Source organism: Pseudoalteromonas aliena, assembly GCF_038155085.1.
Taxonomy (GTDB): domain Bacteria; phylum Pseudomonadota; class Gammaproteobacteria; order Enterobacterales; family Alteromonadaceae; genus Pseudoalteromonas; species Pseudoalteromonas aliena_A.
Window position 1 is genome coordinate 1 of sequence record NZ_JBAKAU010000277.1, and the last position, 210, is coordinate 210.

The window sequence follows — 210 nt, forward strand, 5'->3', positions numbered from 1 at the left end:
CGACTATTGCTTTTTTATTAGGAGTCGCGGCTTTAATAGTCGCGCTGTCGGTAATAAATGGCTTTGAGCAGCAACTAGTACTCCGGTTACTAAGCGTTGTGCCGCAGGTTGAATTTGTAGCACCAAGCAGGCCCATTGCACATTGGTCGCAAAAGGTTGAAGATTTAAACACACAACCGCATGTAACAGGCGCTGCGCCATTTATTGCAG

At 46.7% G+C, this 210-nt stretch carries 1 pseudogene; it reads left to right on the forward strand.

Features of this window, described 5'->3' with window-relative positions:
* Positions 1–210, forward strand: a pseudogene (locus tag V6260_RS19380) (lipoprotein-releasing system transmembrane subunit LolC); the annotation flags it as partial.